An 18,231-nucleotide genomic window follows, 5' to 3' on the forward strand; every position below is an offset into this window, starting at 1 on the left:
CAGAATACAACATATCTTGATGGCATCTAACGCCCGCCTCGGCAAGTAAGGGGCGTTGTGAAGCTCCGATCGCGTGGAAAAGGCTGGAATGAATCCAGTACTTGACATGGGGTATTACGTATACCAGCATTGTTCCCAATGCAGACGACCCGGGTTCAACCGCGGGCTTTGACGGAAGGGACGCCCCATGATCTCGGTCGACGATATCCTGCGCGAGAAGCGCCACGCCCGCATTATCACCGTGCGTATGAACGAGACGGTGGCCACCGCCGCCCTCATCATGAAGCGCGAGAACATCTCTAGCGTCGTCGTGAAGGACGTGTGCCGCACCGAAGGAAACACCGTGGTCGGTGTGTTCTCAGAGCGCGACGTCACGCGTGCGCTGGTGGACCATGGCGCCAACACGCCCAATCTGACGGTGGCCAATCTGCTCAAGCGGACGCTGATTTCCTGCACCTTGCGCGACAGTATCGGCACGGTGCTCCGGTTGATGAACGAGCATCAGGTGCGCCATCTCCCGGTCCTTGAGGAGCACGGTCTCGTGGGGGTCATCAGCGCTACAGATCTGATGCGCCACTATCTTCATGAGGAAGAGGCCGAGACTCAGCCCGGCCAGCCTTCGGGCGGCATGTCGGCCGCACTCGCCGCTTTGCGCTGATCCCGTTTAGAGCCGGCGCAAAGTATTTGCCGAGGCAAAAAGACGGTGGTATGCCTACCATTCTGGCATACGTAATCCAAAAGACGTTATTCCAGAGAAGGCCGCTCCGGCGGCCTTCAAAAAAAGCCGGCATAGACCGGTGTGGCCAGGGCAGGTTTCCAGGGGTTAGGGATGGGCAAGGCACTCGATGGTGTGCGCGTGCTCGACATGACGCATGTGCAGTCAGGACCGTCCGCGACGCAGCTTCTTGCGTGGCTGGGCGCCGACGTGATCAAGGTCGAGATGCCGCGCCGCGGGGATATCACCCGCTCGCAGCTCCGCGACAAGTCCAATGTGGATAGCCTCTATTTTACGATGCTGAACGCCAACAAGCGCAGCGTCACCCTCAACATCAAGTCCGCGCAGGGCCAGGAGGCCCTGTCCCGCCTGATCGAGCGCAGCGATGTGCTGGTGGAGAATTTTGGCGCCGGGGTGCTGGACCGCCAGGGCTTCGCCTGGGGCCGCATCAAGAGCCTCAACCCGCGCATCATCTACGCCTCCATCAAGGGCTTCGCCGATGAAAGTCGGGTTGAAGCCAAGGCTTACGAGACCATCGCCCAGGCCATGGGCGGCGCCATGAGCACCACCGGCTGGCGCTCCGGTCCGCCCACCGCCTCCAGTGCGCAGATCGGCGATACCGGCACGGGCATCCATTGCGTCGCCGGCATTCTCGCGGCGCTCTATCAACGCACCGTGACCGGGCAGGGCCAGCGGGTGGAGGTGGCCATGCAGGATTGCGTGGTGAACATGCTGCGGGTGAAACTGCGCGACCAGCAGCGTCTCGCCAGCGGCCCGCTCGGGGAATATCCCGGCGCGCCGGATGGCGATCATGTGCCCCGCGCCGGCAACGCCTCGGGCGGGGGACAGCCCGGTGCCGCCGTGCGATGCGCGCCGGGCGGAGAGAATGATTATTGCTATGTCATCATCCAGCCCCAGGGCTGGGCGCCGCTGATGCGGCTGGTGGGGCGGCGCGATCTCATCGAGGACCAGCGGTTCGCCACACACGAGGTGCGCGCGCAGCGGCTGGAAGCCTGTTTCGGCATCATTGAGACCTGGTCGCGCGGGCGCACCAAGCTCGAGGTGATGAAGGCGTTGTACGCCATCGATGTGCCATGCGGCCCGGTGCTGTCCACCAAGGACATCATCGAGGATCGCTCGCTGTACGAGCGCGGTTTCCTGGTGGACGTGCCGCACCCCGAGCGCGGCGCCTATGTGACTGTCGCGTCCCCCATCCGCCTCTCGGACAATGACGTGCCGGTGGAGCGTTCTCCGCTCCTGGGCGAGCACACCGAGGAGGTGCTCGCCTTCCTCGGCTATGGGCACGAGGACATCGCGAGCATGCGCGCCAACGGCGCGGTCTAGTTTTCACATCGCCGGCTCCCGGAGGGACAACAACAATGGGGGCGCCGGCTTCCGCAACTTAAAATAATAAAAATGAAGTTCGATAAAGGGCAGGAAACATGGGCTCCTCTGAACGCGGTGGTACGTCAACGGTGACGGCAAACCGTTGGCTTCAATTGATTGCCGGCATCGTATGCATGGTCGCGGCCGCGAACATCCAGTATTCCTGGACATTGTTCGTGCCCGAGATTCAGAACGCCCACGGCTGGAGCCGGGCCTCGATCCAGGTGGCCTTCACGGTGTTCGTGGTGGTGCAGACCTGGCTGACGCCCATCGAGGGCTATTTCATCGACAAGTATGGCCCCCGCGCCGTGGTCCTCGTGGGTGGCATCTTCACCGGCCTGTCGTGGATCGTCAATTCCTATGCCACCACGCTGACCGGCTTCTATATCGGCGCGGCGATCGGCGGCATCGGTGTCGGCTGCGTCTATTCCACCTGCGTGAACAGCGCGCTGAAGTGGTTCCCGGACAAGCGCGGCCTCGCGGTCGGGCTGACCGCGGCGGGCTACGGCTCGGGCACGGTTCTGACCATCATGCCGATCGCCAACATGCTGAAGACCTCGGGCTATTCCGAAACCTTCTTCCTGTTCGGCCTGATCCAGGGCGCGGTGATCCTGCTGGCCGCCGGTTTCCTGCGCGCGCCGGGCAAGGGTGAGATCGTCTATTCCTCCAGCGTGGCTCAGAGCCGTCGGGACTACACCCTCAGCGAGGCGCTTCGCACGCCGGTGTTCTACGTCATGCTGCTCATGTTCATCTGCACCGTCACCGGCGGTCTGATGGCGGTGGCGCAGCTTGGGGTGATCGCGGAGGATCTGGGGGTCAAGAAGGTCGAGGTCAATCTCTACTTCTTCGCCATGGCCGCCCTGCCGTTCGCGCTGATGCTGGACCGCATCCTGAATGGCATTTCGCGTCCTCTGTTCGGCTGGGTGTCGGACCATATCGGCCGTGAGAAGACCATGTTCTTCGCCTTCGCCATGGAGGGCATCGGCATCGTCGCTCTGGGGACTTTCGGGCACAATCCGTGGGCGTTCGTCATCCTCTCCGGCATCGTGTTCCTGGCCTGGGGCGAAGTGTATTCGCTGTTTTCCGCCACTGCGGCGGATACGTTCGGCAGCGCGCATGTCGGCAAGATCTACGGCGTTCTTTATTGCGCCAAGGGTGTCGCGGCTCTGCTGGTTCCGGTTGCGAATATCATTATGGAGACGACCGGAAGCTGGGCGACGGTTCTCTACATTGTCGCGGCCATGGATCTGATCGCCGCCTTCACCGCAATTTTGGTTTTGCGTCCGCTTCTCGTCCGCCATCACCGGCTGAACAACGAAGCGGCCGCGCTCTCGACGCGTCCGGCGCCGGTTGGCGCCTGACTCAAAACGCCCCTCCAGCCGTCCTCGGACGGCTCCTTACAGCCCCGGCGAAAGCCGGGGCTTTTTTTGTTTCGCGCGGAGACCTGCGGTGTCGCGGGATATCAGGATGATAGGAATGGGAAAGTATATTTAGCAGGTACTTCAGTTATATAGTGCGATCCAATCGTAAATCTAAATATATTATACGAATATATAATGTATATTTTACGTATTATTTGGGTCTAAAGCGCTTCAATTGAAAGCATATTCTTAGATTTAGCGCCCTGCCTAACCGTTACATAGCCGAAACTTACCCTCTGTATGCGGTATACGTCATCCAAATTCGCTTAACGTGACCCTGGTGAGAGGCAGAAAGCCCCAAGCGTTTGGAATGGTGACCGTCACGGGACCGTTCATCGTCACAGAATGCGATGACCCCGAAGAAGGAAGGGAAGGAAATGCCGGCAGTTGAAACCGTGCGCAGCGGCCCCGTGGGCGGCCGCTGGATGCAGTTGGTCATTGGCGTGATCTGCATGTCGATGATCGCCAATCTCCAATATGGCTGGACACTCTTCGTCGAGCCGATGAACGACAAGCACCAGTGGGGGCGCGCCTCCATCCAGGTGGCGTTCACGATTTTCGTCTTGTTCGAGACCTGGCTGGTTCCGGTCGAGGGCTGGTTCGTGGACAAGTTCGGTCCGCGCATCGTCGTCTTCATCGGCGGCATCCTGTGCGCCGTGTCCTGGGCGTTGAACTCGGTCGCGGACACCCTGACCACGCTCTACATCGCGGCCGCCATCGGCGGTATCGGCGCGGGGGCGGTCTATGGCACCTGCGTCGGTGCCGCGCTGAAGTGGTTTCCCGATCGCCGCGGCCTTGCCGCCGGCATCACGGCCGCCGGCTTCGGCGCCGGATCGGCGCTCACCATCGTGCCGATCGCGGCAATGATCGCCACCTCCGGTTATCAGCAGACCTTTCTGTTCTTCGGCCTCATCCAGGGCGGCGTCGTGCTGGTGATGTCGCTGTTCCTCCAGGTCCCCAAGCCCGGCCAGTTGCCGCGTTCGCAGAGCAAGCAGGTGGCGCAGACCCGCCGCGACTACAAGCCGACCGCAATGCTGAAGTCGCCGGTGTTCTGGGTCATGTATGTGATGTTCGTGCTGGTGGCCGGCGGCGGCCTGATGGCGACGGCGCAGCTTGGCTCCATTGCCAAGGACTTCAAGATCGCCGGCGTGCCGGTGAGCCTGATGGGCCTCACCATGCCGGCGCTCACCTTTGCTCTCTCAATCGACCGGGTGCTGAATGGCGTCTGCCGGCCGTTCTTCGGCTGGGTGTCGGACAATATCGGCCGCGAGAACACCATGTTCATCGCGTTCTCACTTGAGGCGGTGGGCATCCTGGCGCTCGCCCACTTCGGCACCAACCCGGTGCTGTTCGTGCTGCTGACCGGCCTGGTGTTCTTCGCCTGGGGTGAAATCTACTCGCTGTTCCCCGCGACGTGCGGCGACACGTTCGGATCGACCTTCGCGACCACCAATGCCGGCTTCCTCTACACAGCCAAGGGAACGGCCTCGCTGGTCGTGCCGTTGGCGAGTGTGATGGTGGTGCAATATGGCAATTGGGATCTGGTCTTCACCATCACGGCGGCGGTGAACGCCATCGCGGCGCTGATGGCCCTGTTCGTCTTGAAACCCATGCGCGCCCGCTTCATCGCGGAAGCCAAGGCGGCGGACGACACCGTGTCAGCCCGGGCCGCCAAAGCCACGCACTGAACCTCCCGCCTCGCGCAGACGCGCGCGGCAACCTCGCAGGGCCTTCCCGGTGAAAGCCGGGAGGGCCCTTTTTGTTCAGAACGCGCGAGGGAAGGACGCCCAACTGGGTGACTTTTCATCCGCGCCCGTGTTTCCGCCGAAGCGCGTTCCGGCTGTGCGCACGTTCATGTCGTCCTCGAAGGCCACTTCGAGCGGAATTCCGGGAACGCCAGCGGTGGCCATGAAGGCTTTCGGGCTGGCGAATTGCGCCACGACTGCGCTGGCCGCGAGACCGGCAACCGCAAGGGCGGCGAGATCGAGAAAGGTCATGGGGCTCTCCGGTTTCACAGGCCGCGTCTCAGCGACCCTGAATTATGGATGCCATATTGACCTATCTTGCACGCCCTGTGGTATACAAAATACGCATAAGCGCCTTGCAATGCTGCATAGCAACAACGCTAGACTAGAGTCTTTCGCAAGTGCGAGAGCAGGCCCGCCGTGGAGCCAGACGCGGCCGGCGGCACCGGCCCGCCCTGGGCGGCGGGCAGCAGGTCGGTCGCCATTTCCTTGCCAAGCTCGACGCCCCACTGGTCGAAGGCATTGATGCCCCAAATCGCGGCCTCCACGAACACCCGGTGCTCATAAAGCGCGATCAGGGCGCCCAGCATGAAGGGATCGAGGCGGGGATAGGCGAGGGTGACGGACGGCCGATTGCCGGGAAAAACCTTGTGCGGCGCGAGGGCCGCAACAGCCAGCGCGTCGAGGCCCTTGGCGCGCAACTGCTGCTCCGCCTCCTCCAGCGAGCGCCCTCGCATCAGGGCTTCGGATTGTGCCAGACAATTGGCCACCAGCAGGTCGTGGTGGTGCTTGAGATGCGGCTCGTGGCCCTCGGCGGCGATCAGGAATTCCACCGGCACCACGTCCGTGCCCTGGTGGAGCAGTTGGAAAAAGGCGTGCTGGGCGTTGGTGCCCGGCTCCCCCCACACGATGGGGCCGGTCGCGGTCGCGGGCTTGCCGCCGTCCAACGTCACGCTCTTGCCGTTGCTCTCCATGTCGAGCTGTTGCAGGTAGGCGGGAAAGCGCGCAAGGCGCTGGTCATAGGGAATGACCGCGCGGCTGGGGTAGTCACAGACATTGCGATGCCAGACGCCCACAAGCGCGAGAAGCACCGGTAGGTTCGCGGCGAGGTCCGCCGTACGGAAGTGACCGTCCATGGCGGCGCCGCCGGCAAGGAAATCGGCGAAGGCATCCGGGCCGATGGCAATCTGCACCGGCAGGCCGATGGCCGACCAGAGCGAATAGCGCCCGCCCACCCAGTCCCAGAAACCGAACGTGCGGTCGGCGGAAATGCCGAACGCGGCGACCTCCTTGAGGGCGGTCGAGACCGCACAGAAATGGTCGCCCACGGCGTCTTCGCCCAATGCCTGCGCGATCCAGGCGCGGGCTGAGCGGGCGTTGGTCATGGTCTCGACCGTGGTGAAGGTCTTGGAGGCGATGATGAACAGAGTGGAGGCGGGATTGAGCGGCTTCAGCACATCGGTGAGATGGGCGCCGTCCACGTTCGAGACGAAATGCGTGCGCGGCCCATCGTGATAGGGCGCTAGGGCGAGGGTCGCCATGGCCGGGCCGAGGTCCGAACCGCCGATGCCGATGTTCACCACGTCGGTGAAGGCATGGCCGCGATGTCCCGCGATGGCGCCGGAACGGACCGCCTGTGCGAACGCGCCGAGCCGATCCAAGGTCTCCCGGACATCCACCTTGATATCCGCGCCATCGATCGCGAGCGGGGCGGGGGAGGTGTCGCGCAGCGCCACATGGAGCACGGCGCGATTCTCGGTCGAATTGATGCGCGCGCCGGAGAACATGGCATCGCGCCGGGCCTCGACGCCGGCCGCCCGCGCGAGGTCGAGCAGCAGTTGCAGGGTCTGCGGCGTCAGCGCGGTCTTGGAGAAATCCAGCAGCAGATCGCCGAAGCGGGCGGAAAAGCGGGCGAAGCGGTCCTTATCGGCAAAAAGGTCGGTCAGTCGGGTCTCAGTACTTGCCGCGTGCGCCGTCTCCAGCGCCTGCCAGATGCCGGGAAGCTGCACGCGGTCGCTGGTCATGGCCGTCTCCATCAGGGGCACCACAAAATATCGAGCGGCCTCGCGCATTGGCGCAGAACCGCACGGATCGGCATGTCCTCGACCGGCCCTGCAGCGCGGGCCTGTTCCAGCACATGCCGTTTTCCCTCTCCCTCCACATGGAGGAACAACGTGTCCGCTCCAAGAAGGGTTGGCAGCGTGAAGGTCACGCGCGGCTCCCCCGCTGCCGGAGCACGCACCGCGCACAGCAGAGGGCCCGCCTGCGGGTCGATGGCCTGCTCAAGTCCCTCGCCATGAGGGAAAAACGAGGCCGTGTGCCCGTCATCGCCCATGCCGAGCACGACAGCGGCGAAGGGCAGGGGGAGCGTGCGCCCCTTGGCCTCCAGGGCGGGCAATCCCTTTTCTGGCGAGCCGTCGCCGGTATAGAGCGGCAGGAAGGTCGCCGCCGCCGCAGGTCCGACCATCAGAGTGCGCCGGACCAGGGCCGCGTTCGAGCGATCCGAGGTCTCGGGCACCCAGCGCTCGTCCACCAGCGTGACCGTAACCTTCGCCCAGTCGAGGGGTGCGCCGGACAGGGCCTGGAAGAAACGCGTCGGCGTCCGCCCGCCCGAAACCGCCAGCGCGGCTTTCCCGTCCCGCGCAATCCGCGCGCGCACCGCCTCCGCCACATGGGCGGCCAACGCCCGGGCGAGGGCTTCGGGATCGGGATAGGTGTTCAGGGCGATGGGCGAGGACAGTGTCATGCGGACTTTCGCCTTGCGGTCGGTGGCGATTGTCTCTCCTGGGGGAGAGGGCGTGCACCTACATCCTACACGTCGTCCACCCAGGTGCGCCCGTCCCGCTCAATCAGCGCGATGGCGGCGGATGGCCCCCAGGTGCCGGCGGTGTAGGGCTTGGGTGTCTCACGCGAGGCGCGCCAGGCGTCGAGAATCGGATCGACCCAGCGCCACGCCGCTTCCACTTCGTCGCGCCGCATGAACAGGGTCTGGTTGCCCCGCACAACATCCATGATGAGCCGCTCGTAGGCGTCGACGTTGCGCACGCCGAAAGCCTCGGCAAAGCTCATGTCGAGTGGAACATGCTGGAGCCGCATGCCGCCGGGGCCAGGGTCCTTGATCATCAGCCACAGCTTCACGCCCTCGTCGGGCTGAAGGCGGATCACCAGCCGGTTGGCCATGATCGGCCCGGCGTTGCCGTCGAAGACCGAATGGGGGATCGGGCGGAAGGCGATGACGATTTCCGAGACCCGGTTCGCCAGCCGTTTTCCGGTGCGCAGGTAGAACGGAACGCCGGCCCAGCGCCAGTTGCCGATCTCAGCCTTGATCGCGACGAAGGTCTCGGTTTGGCTCGCTTCGTCCCCGCCCAATTCCTCGAGATATCCAGGGACGGCACCTCCCGCCGAGGCGCCGGCTCGATACTGGCCGCGCACGGTGAGGCTTTGGGCGTTGCTCTCGTCGATGGGCTCCAGCGCCTTGAGCACCTTCAGCTTCTCATCGCGCACCGCGTCAGCGCCCATATTGACGGGCGGCTCCATGGCGACGAGGCACAGGAGCTGGAGCATATGGTTCTGCACCATGTCGCGCAACGCGCCGGCGGTGTTGTAATAGCCCGCCCGGCCGGCGACACCGAGGCTTTCGGCGACGGTGATCTGCACATGATCGATGTGCGCGTGATTCCACACCGGCTCGAACAGCGCGTTGGCGAATCGCAGCGCCATCAGGTTCTGCACCGTCTCCTTGCCGAGGTAGTGGTCGATGCGGAACACGGCTTCTTCGGGGAAGACCTTGCCGACAGCCGCATTCACCGCGCGGGCTGAGGCGAGATTCTTGCCCACCGGCTTTTCCACCACCACCCGCGTCTTGGCGGTGACGAGGCCATGGGAGCCAATGCGCGCGCAGATGTCGTCGAACAGGTCCGGCCCCACGGCGAGGTAGAACACCCGGATGCGATCTTCCCCAGTGGAGAGATAGTCTCGCAGCGCCGCCCAGCCCGCGTCGGTGACGGCGTCCACGGCGATATAGTCGATCTGGTTGAGGAAACGCTCCAGCGCCTCAGCTTCCACCGGGCCGCCGCTCTCCTCCACGGATTCGCGGGCGAAGGCGCGGAAGGCCTCACGCTCCATGGGGCGGCGGGAGGCGCCAATGATGCGCGCATCGCCCGGCACCTGTCCCGCCAGTTCCCGCTCGTACAGCGCAGGCAGCAGCTTGCGCTTGGCTAGGTCGCCTGTCGCGCCGAACACGACGATATCGAACGGTTCGACCGAAATGACACGAGCGACCATGCCTGCCCTCCGAAAACGCGACATCCGTGTCGCCACGCTGAACCAAGACGCCGCCTGACGCCCATTCCGCACAGCTCCAGGTTCAATTACATGAAAGCGCTTACGATTTCATGCCATCGACTGAACAGCACATGGAGGCGCTTGAGGCTGCGCCTCTTAGGTGCAACGCACAATACGTGCTTTGGTTGCCTCTGCGTACGCGACTTGCCAACGCAAAAAATCCGCGCGGCCAGGGGCTGCGCGGATTTTTAGATTTTAAGCGCGTCGAAGCGTGAAACCCATCAGCACCCGCAAAACGGGGCTGCAGAAGGTTCAGCGGGTCGGGGTCGGACGCGGCTTTGAAGGGATGAGGCCTTCGCGCTGAGCGCGCTTGCGGGCCAGCTTACGAGCCCGGCGAACAGCTTCCGCTTCTTCGCGAGCGCGCTTTTCGGACGGCTTCTCGTAATGACCACGCAGCTTCATCTCGCGGAAGATCCCCTCGCGCTGCATCTTCTTCTTGAGCGCCTTCAGGGCCTGATCAACATTATTATCGCGGACGAGAACTTGCACGTGTTGCCTCTTCGAGCTGTTGCGCCGATCGCAGTCGCACTTGAGTTTGATTGCTCGGTAGACGGCCGATGCTTGCGCACCAGACAGGCGACTCTGCCGAGCGGAGCGTTCTCTTATCAGACCCATTTTGGCTTGTCCACACGATGTGCCGGACTCAGCCCTGGCCGATCTTCCCCCGCACCACCGCCATGGCCGCCGCGAACGCCTGCTCGATCCCCAGCGTGGTGGTATCCAGCAACGTGGCATCCTCGGCCATGACGAGGGGCGCCGACGCGCGGCCTGAATCCCGCGCGTCACGTACGCGGATATCGGCCAACACGTCCTCGAACGTGGTCTGCGCCCCGCGCGCGAGCAGTTCGCGATAGCGCCGCTCGGCCCGAACCTCGGGCGTTGCGGTCACGAAAAGTTTGACCCGCGCATAGGGGCAGATGACGGTGCCGATGTCCCGCCCGTCCAGCACCGCGCCTCCCGGCTGGTCAGCGAATCGCTGCTGAAGCTCGAACAGCGCCGCGCGCACAGCAGGCCGGGCCGCCACCACGGAGGCCGCCTCGCCGATTTCGGCGCTGCGCAAGTCATCCGGGTCCAGCGTGGAAATATCCAGCGCGCGCGCCGCTGCCGCGCTTGCGGCCTCATCCGCGAGATTTCCCTCGGCGAGGCAGCGGGCGCCGACGCCGCGATAGAGCAGGCCGGTGTCGAGATGCGCCAGGCCGAAGGTCTGTGCGATCCGCCGGGCCAGCGTTCCCTTGCCCGACGCTGCCGGCCCGTCGATGGCGATAACGAGAGGACGGTTCACGCGATCACGGCGCCGAGCCCGCGCATCATCGGCATGAAGGTGGGAAACGAGGTGGCGATGAAGGTGGTGTCGTCGATGGCAACCCCGTCCCTCGTGGCAAATCCCAGCACCAGGAAGGCCATGGCGATGCGGTGATCCATATGGGTGGCGACCGGCCCTCCGCCGGGAACGACGAAGCCGCCCTCGACGATCAGGTCATCGCCAACCACCTCGTGGACGATGCCGCAGACCGCGAGCCCGTCGGCCACGGCGGCGAGGCGGTCGCTTTCCTTCACCCGCAGTTCGGCAAGGCCGCGCATGATCGTGCGGCCTTGGGCGAATGCTGCGGCGACGGCGAGGATGGGATATTCGTCGATCATGGACGGCGCGCGTTCCGCCGGAACCTCGACGCCATGCAGCTTGGAATGCCGCACACGCAGGTCCGCCACGGCCTCGCCGCCTTCGGTGCGCTCCGCAACGGTCTCGATCTGCGCGCCCATTTCCTTCAGCGTGGTGATGAGGCCGGTGCGCAGCGGGTTCATCATCACGTCGGTGATGATGATGTCGGAGCCGGGCACAATCACCGCCGCCACCAACGGAAAAGCGGCGGAGGAGGGGTCGGAGGGCACCACCACCGGCGCCCCGAGAAGCGAGGGGCGGCCGGCGAGCGTGATGCGGCGGCCGTGCTCTCCAAACGGCTCGACTGTCACGTCCGCGCCGAAATGCAGCAGCATGCGCTCGGTGTGGTCGCGGGTTGCCTCGCGCTCGCTGACCACGGTTTCTCCGGCTGCGGCAAGACCGGCCAGCAGCACGGCGGATTTCACCTGCGCCGAGGGGACGGGGGTCTCATATGTGAAGGCGGCAAGGTCGGCGAGGCCGCGCATGCGCAAAGGCAGTCGGCCGCCCTCAGCGGCGGAGATCAATTCGACGCCCATTGCGGCCAGCGGGTCGACCACGCGCCCCATGGGGCGTTTGCGCAGGCTGGCGTCGCCATCGAACGTGGCGGCGATGGGATTGCCGGCGACCGCACCCATCATCAGTCGCACGCCGGTGCCGGAATTGCCGAAATCCAGAGGGGCCTCAGGCGCCCGGAAGCCACCGACCCCAACGCCCGTGACGCGCCATTCGCCCTCGCCCAGCCGCTCGACCTGTGCGCCGAGCTGCGCGCACGCCTTCGCTGTGTTGAGCACGTCCTCGCCCTCCAGCAGCCCGCGCACATGGGTCTCGCCGCGTGAAAGCGCACCGAGAATCAGGGCGCGGTGGGAAACGGACTTGTCGCCGGGCACACGCACGCGGCCCGCCAGGGCGGGGGAGGGGTAGCCGCGTGCGGGCACGGGATCTCCCGTGCCGTGGGCGCTGGCAGACGATGTCGGCAGGAATGTGCTGGACATGGCAGCCTTCAAAAGGGTCGGGGCAAAGGGGTTTGCGCGCCGCCTCTATCACGAGGGCGTGCTATGCACCAAGGCGTGTCGGCGGATTGTGCCTTGACAGCGCCATAGGCATTCGTCAATGAGCACCCTCCTTTTTAAGCCCACCGAAGGGTCTTGCAGTGGCGAAGCCTGAACTCGGCACCAAGCGGATCTGTCCCGTGACGGGCCGTAAATTCTACGATCTCAACAAGGACCCGGTGGTCTCGCCCTATACGGGAGAGACCTATCCGCGTTCCTATTTCGAGCCTGCGGTTCGCAGCAGCTCGCGGGGTGAACCACGTCCGGTTCCCGTCGCTGCGGCTGCGGCCGTCGTCGACGAGGCGGATGGGGATGACGTCGCCGACGTCGAGGTCATCAGCCTCGAGGAAGCCGACGAGGAAACCACCACCACGAAGTCGGTGCCCGTCGACGACGACATCGACGTCGATGAGGACATCGTCGACGACGAAGAGGACACATTCCTCGAAGAAGACGAGGATGAAGGGGATGACGTCATCGATTTGATCGGTGATGGCATCGAGGACGACGAAGAGACTTGATGACTTCAGCGGCTTGTGCTTAAAGGCCGCTCTCGCTCGGGGGACATTCCCCCAAGCACACTGCCGCGGGACTTCCCGAAGTGCTCGAAAGAGCACTCATCCCGCGGCCCGGTGGGGCCATAGCTCAGTTGGGAGAGCGCTTGAATGGCATTCAAGAGGTCGGCGGTTCGATTCCGCCTGGCTCCACCAAAAATATTCCCTTAGCAGTTGAAGTTGCTGAACAATTCGCTGCGGTTTGGGTGCTCACCCCAACATTTACCCCAACAGCCAGCGTCGCTTGAATTTCCTGCTCCGGCTTCGGCGCGCCGGGGGAAATCTGGGTGCTGGCCTAAGGCGCCGATTGCCTCCAGTGGAATCGCAGTCGCCAAATCCTTTCAGGTCAACGCGTCGAGGCTGATTCCCTAGGTGAAATCCCCCCGACGATGCATGCTTGCAGGGCACCGCACCTCAATCCGTCCGCCGCAACGGTTAGCGGCCTCCACCAGCACTATTTGAGCACCCCTCCCGAGATGCCCGGTTTGGAGCCGGGCACGCGACCTCAATGGCAGGGAGAACGAATCACCTGTCGCTGACTCCGGCGATTGGCTGGGGTCTGTTTGGTGCTGCGGCCACGACACGAAGGTGATTCGGCCTGGGGTAGCCTGCGGCATGGTGGCCGCCGCCCCGGAGGCTACAGCAGCGCGAGTTGCTTCGGCTCCGCTCCCGGCGCTGGCCCGCGCGCCACGACCTGCAACGAACCGTCTGGCAGCGGACGCTGTAGGGCCTGGGCTTCGGACCAGGGAGCCCGCATCCAGACATCGAGTTCTTCGGCGGTAGTGAGGATTACCGGCATCGCCTTCGGGTGGATCTCGCCGACCTCAGCGTTCGGATCTGTCGTGAGGAAGGCATAGAGGTCGGATGTCACCCACCCTTCCTTCGCCTTACGCACCCCGGACCACCCGAGCATTTGGATGCCGGCGAAGAACACGAGCGGCTGCTCGGCGGCGAACCAGACATTCTGGAATTTGCCCTCCGCGTCCTTGCCGGGCTCGGCGAAGGCCGTCAGCGGGACAAGGCAGCGGTTCGCAGGTCCAAGCCATGGGCGCCAATGTGAGCTGCTGGTGTTGCGTACGTTGGTGGTCCCACCGTCTGGCTCCATCTTGAGCACTGCGTCAAAATCCACATCCTTGCCCTTGGCGCGCAGCTTGTCCGCCCGCTTCGTGGCGGCGTCCAGAATCGCCTTGCGGCTCGACGGCATCCCCCACCTCGCGAACGCCAACTCCTCCTCGCCGTCCGCGCCCTTGCGGATGATCAGCCCGGCATAGTCCGGGTACATCTGCGGCGGCCACGGCGCGCCGTTGGTCATGTCGTGGATGTAGCGTCGCAGTGCCCGCATCGCCTCGCGCGTGGTCGTCACGTCATAGAGATTGCACATGGCCGGGGCTCCGCGTCGATCAGTAGCGGCCACTCTCACCCGCCGAAGCGCCGTTGACCATACCAGATGTAGCGGCTTGTTCTCTTTTCGTTCTCATGGATTCATATGGCCGACCGAGCCAATGGAGAGTGCCATGCCGAGCGAGCCGTTGCCCGCCGAACAATCCCCCTTTGACGTCAGCGAGGCTGAGATTGATGAGGCCCTAGCCGCCTGTGATGGCGATCCGCGCGCCACGATCCGGGCGCTACTGGTGGGGCAAGCCTACCTTGAGCACGAAATGTCGCGGGTTGCCTCGCGGGGCTATCGCCGGCGAATGCCGCACGCAAAGCTCAAGGACGCGCAGGGGTGAGCGGTGCGCGAGATCAAAAAGCTTGTCGATTATCCATATGCGGTCGTGCGCGTCGCCTGCCGATTCTGCCCCCATAAAATCAAGGGCTATCGCGTCGCGCGCCTGGCGGTCCGCGCTGGAGCTGACATCGACCTGCATCTGCTTATTGACCTGCTGGAGTGCGGGCGCGGCCGGCCGCGTAAGGTCCGCAAACTGCAATCTTGGTGCGGGGTCTATTACGCCGACCTGCACTATGAGGCGGTGCCGGATGGCGCTTCGAGTGCGGTCCAGGAGCGGTTATTCGTTCGGGACGACGGCGGAGGGTGAACGGCACCTTGCAAACGAACTTGCCACTCCGGCTGCGGGAAACACCGCCCACCTTACCTAACCGGGCAGGGTTGGCGGCCATAGCCGGAGCGGCTGTTAAGGTATGCCGCAGGCCAGAATTCGAGTGGATTATCTGTGCTATATGCAGTTAACCGCCTCTTATAGACGTGTTGCGATTTCGTGCCCCGAGGTGATTCAAAATGCTCCAGACCCCACTCAGAGGCGCCCCAGGCTCTAGCTCTATAAAATATTCTCTGCCACTTATCGTTCTTACAGTAAGTTGCCTCATCTCTAACTTGCCGCAACTATGTTGAAGCCGACTTAGATCAGATGTCGCCTCCCGGATTTCATCCGCCGATATTTGTTGACGCTCTCCGTTAATGCACCAGATGAGACGATCTGTCGTGAGAGCGAGCCAATTTCTCGTATCTTGGACGCTGCCAACGACAGGCAGTTCCGATGCTTGAAGCTCAATCGCAGATAGCAACGCGTCTCGCCGTGGTGCGTCCAAATTCTCGAAGAGGCGGGTGTAGCTTCCATCGCCACCTCTCCGGCGGAAAATGGACACCCATGTGCTTTTTAGGCTTTCGCCCAGAGCAAAGGTCATGGGACTGCTCCTTGCAATAGAACCTATTTATAGCTGGTCGGCTGCAAGCGGAGACACGGAAAGGGGAGAGCAAAAGCGTCATGTTTGAGTGCCGGAGAGGTTGGCACCGCGAATTCGCCGGCCGGAGTAGCCGTGCTAGCATTTTCAAACACCCTCCGAGCTCTCATTATGCCAAAGAACGTCCGATTTACGTGCAGGATATGTAAAGCGGTGCACCGAGCTGTGCCGGCCCCCACGTCGCTGCGGGCACGCAAGGCACAAGACTGCCTTAGATGTGGCCATCTTCTCGTCGCGTGGAAAGACACCCACGGATTTTCCGAATTCAGGCTTGAGGACACGGGCCAGAGTGAAGACGCCCTAGCTGGGCGTTAGGCGGGAACTCGGAATGAACCGCGTGTCAGCCGCCACGACCCGCCAAAACGGTGCGCCCCACTTGGCCCGACAGTATGCCCGCCGAGTGCGCTCCATCCTGTAACTTACGGCATCCCCCCTCATTCGCCGGCTGGTAGGAGACGCTGCGCCGCGGCGACTAGAGCGGCAAAGAACATCACCTCTGCGTCCGGCAGGTCGAGGCCCGACGAAGCTCCTGGGTTATGGCCTTCAAGTCCGCCTAGCTGGAGCGAATGCTGGCAGTCGGACAGATCCTTCCCGAACTGGCAGAAGGCGAGAAGGCCGGCGAGGCTGGTTGGCGTGGCGCGCAGGACCGCAAGCGTTGCCATCGACTCCTCGCGGCATAGACGGGCGCTCTCATCGTCTGGCACCTCATCCATTGCTATGAAGGCTGCGTTCGCCCGTCGCCATTCTTCGATGGCGGCGAAGACCGGATCAGGTCTTTTGGAAGTGTCGATCGGAGCGACCGTCGCGAGGCGGGCGACACGGTGATGGTGTGCGGGCGGGCGCCAAGCGCTCCCCGTGTTCCAGCACATCCCAAACGGGCATTGTCTCGTCTTCGCCTGGGGCGCCGGTCAGGTCGATCAGGCGGGCTTCCTCAGCGCGATAGGCGCGGACGATATCCAGGATGGGATCTGACGCCGTAGCAGCGGTCAGCGGCATGACGGTCGCGACGTAGGCGCCGGCAACATGGCCGAGGAAGCTCCGGCGAGTGGGGCTATTTCCGGTGGTCATCGCCCACCTCGTGCGAGGCGCTCGATGTCGGCGAACACGCCAAGGGTCGCCCGCTGGCCGCTCTGCATGAGAAGGTCGCGGCGGTGGGCGATGGTGATCTTTTTCAGAACGTCAGAAAGGTTCGCGGCTGGAAGCGCGAGAATGGCGCTATCGATTTCACTGGAAGCGTCCCACGCCTCGCCATGCGCCTGCTCAAGGTCGTCAAGCCGAAGCTCGGCTTCAAGTGCGGCGACTTCCGCTTCGTACTTCTCGGCAGCAGCCAGGCGTTTCGCGGCCTCTTTCCGCTCCCAAGGAGATTTGACCTCTTGCACCGCGCGGCGCCACCGTTCAGCGGTGCCGTAATACACGGTGTATCCTGCGGGGGTCAGGCAACTCGACCACCCGTCGTTGCCCGCGTAGATGAGTGGGTGCAAATCAGTTAGGTCGGGGCGAGCGGGTTTCCGGCGCTCGAACTCATTATCGGCGGCGCTGAACTCGCGGTCTGCATCCGAGAACGCCTTCGCCAGCCGTTCGGCGGCGGGCCACAGTCGGTCAATTTCGCTCATCACCACGGCCGCGCTCGCTGGCGCCGCTGCCAAGGTGAAGGCCAACGCCCCGGCAAGGAATGAGCGGCGTGATGCAGGCAAAGCGGCAGGGTTCGCCGCACAAGGCGTCGTCATGAGGGTACTCCGAATTTTAGGGTGAGGGTGCGAAACTGGCGCCCGGAGGGGTGCTCAGTTCACGGGGTAAAAGGCAGCGATCCGCAAGCAGGGAAGGGGCTCTGGAAGCCAGACGGAATCGCTTCAGCTCGGCGCCTCACGTCGTGGCAGCGATGCCGAGAAGCCCGTGGAGCGCGCCCGCTGCTTGCTTCATTCCCTCCATCGTGGCCGGGGCGACCCGATGCCCATGCAGGCGCGTCGCGGTGTGCCTGTGGATTTCTCCTTCGAGAACTCGCAGGGCCTCTTCCAGGGCGCGGCGTCCCTTCTTGGTATTGCTCAGGCCGAGGATAACAGCCCCGAGCAGCACGTGCGTCGCCGGGGAAGTAAAGGAGGGGATGCTAACGCGGCCCCCGTTGATGACTTCCATGATTAGGTCTCCCGTTTGGTGGGTTGGAAAGGTGGGTGGTCAGGCCGGCACGCCGTCGCGGGCGGCGATTTCGCGGGCCAGAATGAATTCGATGGAGCCCAGGCGGCAGACGTCCGCCGACCGGTGCTTGGCGGCGCTCCAGCTCACAGGGCGCCCGGCATTGCGGTAGCGCGCAGCCTGAGAGCGGGCGCAGTTCCGGGCCAGGGTGAGGCGTTCAATCACCGCGTCCCGGCCAAGGCCTTCCTCGCAGCCCATGACGGCGCGGAGCGTGGCGAGCGGCGTCACCGGGGCGTTCTTGGCCTCATGCCATGCCCGACGCAGGCAGGCACCGAAAGCCGAGCGCGAGAAGCGCGCCAGGGACTGGCGGAAGAGGGACCATGCGCGGCGCATGATCTGGGATTTGTTCGGGGCGGTCCGGTCAGGCATTGCTTTATCCAAAGCATCGATAATCGACTGATCGGACGCTAATAGATGCTTAAGGATAGATCAAGCGATTTTCGACGCATCTGGCGATTGGCGATTGT

Annotated in this window: 20 protein-coding genes and 1 tRNA gene; 8 read left to right on the top strand and 13 right to left on the bottom strand. The window is 63.9% G+C overall.

Annotation, left to right across the window (positions count from 1 at the left end; genetic code table 11):
* Nucleotides 1-190 precede the first annotated feature (190 nt).
* From ADADO0_RS09295 to oxlT (ADADO0_RS09310), 4 genes are all read left to right on the top strand, one after another.
* Complete coding sequence (locus ADADO0_RS09295; protein ID WP_511305080.1) at nucleotides 191-658, top strand: CBS domain-containing protein; 468 nt, start codon at nucleotides 191-193, stop codon at nucleotides 656-658.
* A gap of 171 nt (nucleotides 659-829) precedes the next feature.
* Nucleotides 830-2,059, top strand: a complete 1,230-nt coding sequence (gene frc, locus ADADO0_RS09300) for a formyl-CoA transferase (RefSeq protein WP_511304852.1) — start codon at nucleotides 830-832, stop codon at nucleotides 2,057-2,059.
* A gap of 98 nt (nucleotides 2,060-2,157) precedes the next feature.
* Complete coding sequence (oxlT, locus tag ADADO0_RS09305; RefSeq protein WP_511304853.1) at nucleotides 2,158-3,462, top strand: oxalate/formate MFS antiporter; 1,305 nt, start codon at nucleotides 2,158-2,160, stop codon at nucleotides 3,460-3,462.
* Between the two features lie 437 nt (nucleotides 3,463-3,899).
* Complete coding sequence (gene oxlT / locus ADADO0_RS09310; protein ID WP_511304854.1) at nucleotides 3,900-5,210, top strand: oxalate/formate MFS antiporter; 1,311 nt, start codon at nucleotides 3,900-3,902, stop codon at nucleotides 5,208-5,210.
* Nucleotides 5,211-5,285: 75 nt separating this feature from the next.
* On the opposite strand, the gene ADADO0_RS09315 is transcribed toward oxlT (ADADO0_RS09310), so the two are convergent.
* The 7 genes from ADADO0_RS09315 to aroA all read right to left on the bottom strand — a co-directional run bounded on the left by ADADO0_RS09315 (nucleotide 5,286) and on the right by aroA (nucleotide 12,263).
* A complete protein-coding gene (locus ADADO0_RS09315) occupies nucleotides 5,286-5,519 on the bottom strand; it encodes a hypothetical protein (RefSeq protein WP_511304855.1) in 234 nt (77 codons plus the stop codon).
* 128 nt (nucleotides 5,520-5,647) lie between these two features.
* Complete coding sequence (gene pgi, locus ADADO0_RS09320; protein WP_511304856.1) at nucleotides 5,648-7,291, bottom strand: glucose-6-phosphate isomerase; 1,644 nt, start codon at nucleotides 7,289-7,291, stop codon at nucleotides 5,648-5,650.
* Between the two features lie 11 nt (nucleotides 7,292-7,302).
* Entirely contained in the window at nucleotides 7,303-8,013 is a 711-nt protein-coding gene (gene pgl / locus ADADO0_RS09325) for a 6-phosphogluconolactonase (protein ID WP_511304857.1), read from the bottom strand.
* Between the two features lie 65 nt (nucleotides 8,014-8,078).
* Nucleotides 8,079-9,551, bottom strand: coding sequence for a glucose-6-phosphate dehydrogenase (gene zwf / locus ADADO0_RS09330; protein WP_511304858.1), 1,473 nt, complete (start codon nucleotides 9,549-9,551; stop codon nucleotides 8,079-8,081).
* Between the two features lie 312 nt (nucleotides 9,552-9,863).
* Complete coding sequence (gene rpsU / locus ADADO0_RS09335) at nucleotides 9,864-10,100, bottom strand: 30S ribosomal protein S21 (protein ID WP_511305081.1); 237 nt, start codon at nucleotides 10,098-10,100, stop codon at nucleotides 9,864-9,866.
* A gap of 154 nt (nucleotides 10,101-10,254) precedes the next feature.
* Nucleotides 10,255-10,893, bottom strand: a complete 639-nt coding sequence (gene cmk / locus ADADO0_RS09340) for a (d)CMP kinase (protein WP_511304859.1) — start codon at nucleotides 10,891-10,893, stop codon at nucleotides 10,255-10,257.
* On the bottom strand, nucleotides 10,890-12,263 hold the full coding sequence (gene aroA / locus ADADO0_RS09345) for a 3-phosphoshikimate 1-carboxyvinyltransferase (protein ID WP_511304860.1): 1,374 nt from the start codon (nucleotides 12,261-12,263) through the stop codon (nucleotides 10,890-10,892). The genes cmk and aroA overlap by 4 nt, the downstream gene beginning before the upstream one ends.
* 158 nt (nucleotides 12,264-12,421) lie before the next feature.
* Here aroA and ADADO0_RS09350 point away from each other — a divergent pair, with 158 nt between their 5' ends.
* Both ADADO0_RS09350 and ADADO0_RS09355 read left to right on the top strand, forming a co-directional pair.
* Nucleotides 12,422-12,841, top strand: a complete 420-nt coding sequence (locus tag ADADO0_RS09350; RefSeq protein WP_511304861.1) for a TIGR02300 family protein — start codon at nucleotides 12,422-12,424, stop codon at nucleotides 12,839-12,841.
* 113 nt (nucleotides 12,842-12,954) lie between these two features.
* Nucleotides 12,955-13,030: transfer RNA gene (locus tag ADADO0_RS09355), tRNA-Ala, on the top strand.
* A 481-nt stretch (nucleotides 13,031-13,511) separates the two neighbouring features.
* Here the strand turns inward: ADADO0_RS09355 and ADADO0_RS09360 are convergent.
* Nucleotides 13,512-14,255, bottom strand: a complete 744-nt coding sequence (locus ADADO0_RS09360) for an SOS response-associated peptidase (RefSeq protein ID WP_511304862.1) — start codon at nucleotides 14,253-14,255, stop codon at nucleotides 13,512-13,514.
* A 133-nt stretch (nucleotides 14,256-14,388) separates the two neighbouring features.
* Here ADADO0_RS09360 and ADADO0_RS09365 point away from each other — a divergent pair, with 133 nt between their 5' ends.
* Together ADADO0_RS09365 and ADADO0_RS09370 are read left to right on the top strand one after the other, a co-directional pair.
* The gene (locus ADADO0_RS09365; protein ID WP_511304863.1) at nucleotides 14,389-14,604 is read left to right on the top strand and encodes a hypothetical protein; all 216 of its coding nucleotides are present in this window, start codon (nucleotides 14,389-14,391) and stop codon (nucleotides 14,602-14,604) included.
* 3 nt (nucleotides 14,605-14,607) lie between these two features.
* Nucleotides 14,608-14,910 carry a hypothetical protein gene (locus ADADO0_RS09370; protein ID WP_511304864.1) on the top strand — a complete coding sequence of 101 codons (303 nt, stop codon included), beginning with the start codon at nucleotides 14,608-14,610 and terminating at the stop codon, nucleotides 14,908-14,910.
* Nucleotides 14,911-16,008: 1,098 nt separating this feature from the next.
* Here ADADO0_RS09370 and ADADO0_RS09375 read toward each other — a convergent pair.
* The 5 genes from ADADO0_RS09375 to ADADO0_RS09395 form a co-directional block, all read right to left on the bottom strand.
* Nucleotides 16,009-16,236: a hypothetical protein gene (locus ADADO0_RS09375; protein WP_511304865.1), complete on the bottom strand. Its 228-nt coding sequence runs from the start codon at nucleotides 16,234-16,236 to the stop codon at nucleotides 16,009-16,011.
* A 106-nt stretch (nucleotides 16,237-16,342) separates the two neighbouring features.
* Nucleotides 16,343-16,642, bottom strand: coding sequence for a hypothetical protein (locus tag ADADO0_RS09380; protein WP_511304866.1), 300 nt, complete (start codon nucleotides 16,640-16,642; stop codon nucleotides 16,343-16,345).
* Nucleotides 16,639-17,193, bottom strand: coding sequence for a hypothetical protein (locus tag ADADO0_RS09385; protein ID WP_511304867.1), 555 nt, complete (start codon nucleotides 17,191-17,193; stop codon nucleotides 16,639-16,641). The genes ADADO0_RS09380 and ADADO0_RS09385 overlap by 4 nt, the downstream gene beginning before the upstream one ends.
* Nucleotides 17,194-17,437: 244 nt before the next feature.
* A complete protein-coding gene (locus ADADO0_RS09390) occupies nucleotides 17,438-17,707 on the bottom strand; it encodes a hypothetical protein (RefSeq protein WP_511304868.1) in 270 nt (89 codons plus the stop codon).
* 39 nt (nucleotides 17,708-17,746) lie between these two features.
* The gene (locus ADADO0_RS09395; RefSeq protein WP_511304869.1) at nucleotides 17,747-18,133 is read right to left on the bottom strand and encodes a hypothetical protein; all 387 of its coding nucleotides are present in this window, start codon (nucleotides 18,131-18,133) and stop codon (nucleotides 17,747-17,749) included.
* Between the last annotated feature and the right edge of the window lie 98 nt (nucleotides 18,134-18,231).

Source organism: Aquabacter sp. (genome assembly GCF_965279295.1).
Lineage (GTDB): Bacteria > Pseudomonadota > Alphaproteobacteria > Rhizobiales > Xanthobacteraceae > Aquabacter.

Bases quoted from the DNA above. Each gene is read 5' to 3' on its own strand.
- ADADO0_RS09380 (WP_511304866.1), bottom strand. From the start codon at position 16,642: ATGACCACCGGAAATAGCCCCACTCGCCGGAGCTTCCTCGGCCATGTT.
- ADADO0_RS09375 (WP_511304865.1), bottom strand. From the start codon at position 16,236: ATGGCAACGCTTGCGGTCCTGCGCGCCACGCCAACCAGCCTCGCCGGC.
- pgl (WP_511304857.1), bottom strand. From the start codon at position 8,013: ATGACACTGTCCTCGCCCATCGCCCTGAACACCTATCCCGATCCCGAA.
- pgi (WP_511304856.1), bottom strand. From the start codon at position 7,291: ATGACCAGCGACCGCGTGCAGCTTCCCGGCATCTGGCAGGCGCTGGAG.
- oxlT (WP_511304853.1), top strand. From the start codon at position 2,158: ATGGGCTCCTCTGAACGCGGTGGTACGTCAACGGTGACGGCAAACCGT.
- frc (WP_511304852.1), top strand. From the start codon at position 830: ATGGGCAAGGCACTCGATGGTGTGCGCGTGCTCGACATGACGCATGTG.
- ADADO0_RS09315 (WP_511304855.1), bottom strand. From the start codon at position 5,519: ATGACCTTTCTCGATCTCGCCGCCCTTGCGGTTGCCGGTCTCGCGGCC.
- ADADO0_RS09365 (WP_511304863.1), top strand. From the start codon at position 14,389: ATGCCGAGCGAGCCGTTGCCCGCCGAACAATCCCCCTTTGACGTCAGC.
- ADADO0_RS09360 (WP_511304862.1), bottom strand. From the start codon at position 14,255: ATGTGCAATCTCTATGACGTGACGACCACGCGCGAGGCGATGCGGGCA.
- zwf (WP_511304858.1), bottom strand. From the start codon at position 9,551: ATGGTCGCTCGTGTCATTTCGGTCGAACCGTTCGATATCGTCGTGTTC.
- ADADO0_RS09390 (WP_511304868.1), bottom strand. From the start codon at position 17,707: ATGGAAGTCATCAACGGGGGCCGCGTTAGCATCCCCTCCTTTACTTCC.
- aroA (WP_511304860.1), bottom strand. From the start codon at position 12,263: ATGTCCAGCACATTCCTGCCGACATCGTCTGCCAGCGCCCACGGCACG.
- oxlT (WP_511304854.1), top strand. From the start codon at position 3,900: ATGCCGGCAGTTGAAACCGTGCGCAGCGGCCCCGTGGGCGGCCGCTGG.
- ADADO0_RS09395 (WP_511304869.1), bottom strand. From the start codon at position 18,133: ATGCCTGACCGGACCGCCCCGAACAAATCCCAGATCATGCGCCGCGCA.